This window comes from Vibrio sp. V43_P6S15P86 (assembly GCF_009904725.1).
Taxonomy (GTDB): domain Bacteria; phylum Pseudomonadota; class Gammaproteobacteria; order Enterobacterales; family Vibrionaceae; genus Vibrio; species Vibrio diabolicus.
Genome location: NZ_WXWT01000453.1, coordinates 1 through 3359 on the forward strand (window position 1 = coordinate 1; position 3359 = coordinate 3359).

The 3359-nt window shown below is 40.1% G+C and carries 4 protein-coding genes; all 4 read right to left on the reverse strand.

Features of this window, described 5'->3' with window-relative positions; translation table 11 throughout:
• Window positions 1-131: 131 nt before the first annotated feature.
• The 4 genes from CAG69_RS20205 to CAG69_RS20220 all read right to left on the reverse strand — a co-directional run bounded on the left by CAG69_RS20205 (window position 132) and on the right by CAG69_RS20220 (window position 2513).
• Window positions 132-1070: a hypothetical protein gene (locus CAG69_RS20205; protein ID WP_005459809.1), complete on the reverse strand. Its 939-nt coding sequence runs from the start codon at window positions 1068-1070 to the stop codon at window positions 132-134.
• A gap of 174 nt (window positions 1071-1244) precedes the next feature.
• Window positions 1245-1436, reverse strand: coding sequence for a hypothetical protein (locus CAG69_RS20210; RefSeq protein ID WP_005459836.1), 192 nt, complete (start codon window positions 1434-1436; stop codon window positions 1245-1247).
• A 20-nt stretch (window positions 1437-1456) separates the two neighbouring features.
• Window positions 1457-1924, reverse strand: coding sequence for a ribonuclease HI (gene rnhA, locus CAG69_RS20215; RefSeq protein ID WP_025592914.1), 468 nt, complete (start codon window positions 1922-1924; stop codon window positions 1457-1459).
• Window positions 1905-2513, reverse strand: coding sequence for a recombinase family protein (locus CAG69_RS20220; protein ID WP_005459841.1), 609 nt, complete (start codon window positions 2511-2513; stop codon window positions 1905-1907). Before CAG69_RS20220 ends, rnhA begins: the two co-directional genes overlap by 20 nt.
• Window positions 2514-3359: the final 846 nt, after the last annotated feature.

Consider the following 3359-nt stretch of genomic DNA (forward strand, 5'->3'; position numbering starts at 1 on the left):
GTTTAAATACTCCTATAGTGACCACCTAGAGGTCTCAGCGGTCACGAGTGACCACCCTAGCGTTTTCTCAAAGATAGCCACCAGCTTGGGGATACCGCTAAGATCTCTCTGTGGGTTTTCTGGTGTAAGTGCTAGGTTTTCACCGTGGCTTTTTCTTCGAATTTCTCGTATTCATTAACGTCACCATCACCGTACTTTAGAATGACTTCGTTTTCATCCCAACTACGCTTTACGACAATTCCTAAAGCTCTTTTATCTAAAGTATTTAATGCCTTTCTAAAGGCCATAGGGTTTCTTTGGATTAAATCCTTGAGGGACTCTTTCTGATAACTTATTTCATTGAGTTCTAGTTCTTCTTCAGATAAAGCAGCCTCAAACCTATTACCTTTATAAGCTTTTGATAATCTGCTGATAATTGGAAATCCATCCTTATCGAAATCGTCAGGCATTACCTCAAATCTCTTTAATAGCTTTTTTCTAAGCTTTTCTGCCGCCTTTTGATAATCACTCGACCACTCTTTCACATTAGGTAAACCAACCTCGATACAGGCTTTCTGAGCGTTCAAAATATGTAATCCTTGGGTTTCACTGCAATCAAATAACTTAGCGGTTTCGCGCTTTGAAAGTAGTTCTAGGTTTTCCCCCTGCATCAAAGACTGCTTAAACTTGTTTTGCCATATCTCAGACTGATCTAAGGCTGTACCGTGTTCCACGTTCTTAGTAAGAGAATCTAAATAAGCCTCTGCTTCTGTATAGCCTCGATAAATTTTTACGGGGACTAAAAGGTTTTGGCTTGGGTTGTCTTTAAGGAACTTGTGGCATGCCTCTGTGCGGTGGAAACCGCTCACTACATACAACTCACCGTAAATATCATAGGCTTCTATTGGTTCCCTAATGCCATTACCGTTCTCTAAACTGGTAAGAATGTTTCTGAGTTGCCTTTGTCTACTGTTTTCTGAAGCTGCTCTGTCTGCTCTTTTAGCTATTAACTGTGTTTGTCTGCTTTGAAATCTTTCATCGAGAACAAGCTGTCTAGGGTCAATTTGCTCTAAAGTGCACTGTTTCATCATCGTTTACTGCTGGTATAACTCTATCTTGTGGTTGGTTAGTATGATTGAACCTCACAAACACTCTACCTCTTGATAATTGTGGGTAGGGGGGCGTTAGCTTCCGAGTTTGTTCCTACTTCGATTGCATCGCCCCCTGACGTTTACACAAAATGTGATTTACAAAAGTTCATTTTTTTAAGAGAGACGACCATACCAGTTGCCTACATGTGTTCGGATTACGGGTAGACCATCTTTTGCCGCTTTCTTTGCGTTTTTCACTGAACAGACAAACCATGCTTTGACTTCAGGTATGCGGTGGTAGTTGTCTATCTCGTTAAGTTCAACTTCTGGTAGGATAAAATCTTCAACTAATGTAGTTTGTTCCATGTTGTTATACCTTTGTAATTTTACTTTTGTGGAATAGCAGAGTAAGCAAGCATGTGAACTCTCTCGTTTAGAGGATGACCATTGTGTGCTTTTACCCACTCCCAAGAAACATTCATTGATTCGTTCAGTTCGTCCAATTTTTGCCATAAGTCTGCGTTAAGGACGGGTTTTCTGTCACTCCTACGCCAACCATTACGCTTCCAGCTACGTATCCATGTAGTAATGCCATTTTTTACATACTGGCTGTCTGTGTGGACTGTTATAGGGTTGTTCGGATATTTCTTATATATAACCTCTAACGCTTTAATTGCTGCCGTTAGTTCCATTCTGTTGCTGGTGGTCTTTCTTTCATGTCCAGAGCGTTCTAGTTTTTTGTCTGCTCTGGTTAGTATGAATGCCCAGCCGCCTATGCATTTCTGCGTAATACATGAACCGTCTGTGTAGGCGTTAATTACTTCTTTAGCGTTGCTAGTTACTGTTGTTTCCATTTTTCTCCTTACTCTTCTTTGATTCTGCGTAGAGGCGCTTAACCGTTGATTGAGAGATGTTAAGCTTCTCTGCGGTTTTGGATATGGACAATCCTTCATTCCTTAGCTTTGCCACTTTATCTGCACTTGCTTTGGCAGGACGACCAATAGTTTTGCCTTCAGCCCTTGCTCTTGCTTGACCCTCAATTGTTCGTTCTCTAATACGATCTTTTTCAAACTCAGCAAAAGCTAAAAACATTTTCAACATTAACTGACCTTCAGGGCTGTTTAGGTCGTTATGTGGTAAATCTAAACAGTGGATATTGATACCTTTGTCCATCAAAAGCTTGATCGTTTGTTGTACATCTATGTTGTCACGTCCCAAGCGGTCTAGCTTTAAGACCACCAGCGTGTCACCTGCAACAAGCTTGTGCTCAATAAGAATCCTGAAGCCTTTACGTTCCAAAGCACAAACACCACCTGATACAACATCTTCAACTACAAAAGCTTCGTTGACTTCATATCCTCTGTCTTTGAAGGCTTGTATTTGGTTCGCTGTTGTCTGCTCTGTTGTAGAGACTCGACAATAGAAATAAGTCCTCGTACTCATTAGCCCTCGCATACCACTCTGAAAAAGTAGTATGGATTTTATGAGCCTAGGTCAAAATGTCAAGGGGGTACTTATGAGACGTTTTTGTCTCATACTATGCGGGTAGGTTCGAAAACGAATGGTTTTGAGCTGATTAGGGAAGTTCTTAGTTCTACTAGCCTACTTGAACGAAAAGGTATAACTAATCGTTTTGATTGAACGATAATTAACTGATAAGAACACATTATATGCAAAGTGCGTTTGCATTTTGTTATGTTTGTGTGTATCGTATTCATGTGGGTGCACTACGCCCATTTGCAGTTTTCGTTTTAAGTGTGCGTAACGTTGATGTAGAAAATCGATGCTCTATTTTAGAGCGAACTTACATATTAGTAAGTTCATGACCGGACTGCTGGGACTTTAAATGCCTTCATCCCGTGAGCTCGCGTAGCTCCCAAAATGTTTGCTTTTAAAGAGACGGTTGTCTGGCGTTGAAAAGAGAAGTCGGCTCACTGGCTATTTATACGTATTTCTACAAGATTCCTTCTATTGGTCTGGCGAATGGTTTTCATTAGCAAACAATAAGGAGGTCTAAATGAAATCTTACTTCAAACTACGTTACAGCAAATCACCAGAAAACACAGAGCTCTCTGTTGAGTTAAATAGAGATGATACTGATAAGCAAGATAGCCCGAGCCCAAGCTTGTATGTAAGAATCGTTAGATATTGCTCTGGTTTGGTTATTAGTCTGGTAGTTTTTGTTTTCAAGTTTTTCTTGTGGAACAACAATTTGCCGTTTAATTGATAACTGACTTCTCTTTTTTCACCTTTTTGATTGAATTGTTTTATGGATAAACCCTTATATAC

Excerpts from the sequence above, each read along its gene's own strand:
- CAG69_RS20220 (WP_005459841.1), bottom strand. The coding sequence starts at position 2,513 with ATGAGTACGAGGACTTATTTCTATTGTCGAGTCTCTACAACAGAGCAG.
- CAG69_RS20205 (WP_005459809.1), bottom strand. The coding sequence starts at position 1,070 with ATGATGAAACAGTGCACTTTAGAGCAAATTGACCCTAGACAGCTTGTT.
- rnhA (WP_025592914.1), bottom strand. The coding sequence starts at position 1,924 with ATGGAAACAACAGTAACTAGCAACGCTAAAGAAGTAATTAACGCCTAC.
- CAG69_RS20210 (WP_005459836.1), bottom strand. The coding sequence starts at position 1,436 with ATGGAACAAACTACATTAGTTGAAGATTTTATCCTACCAGAAGTTGAA.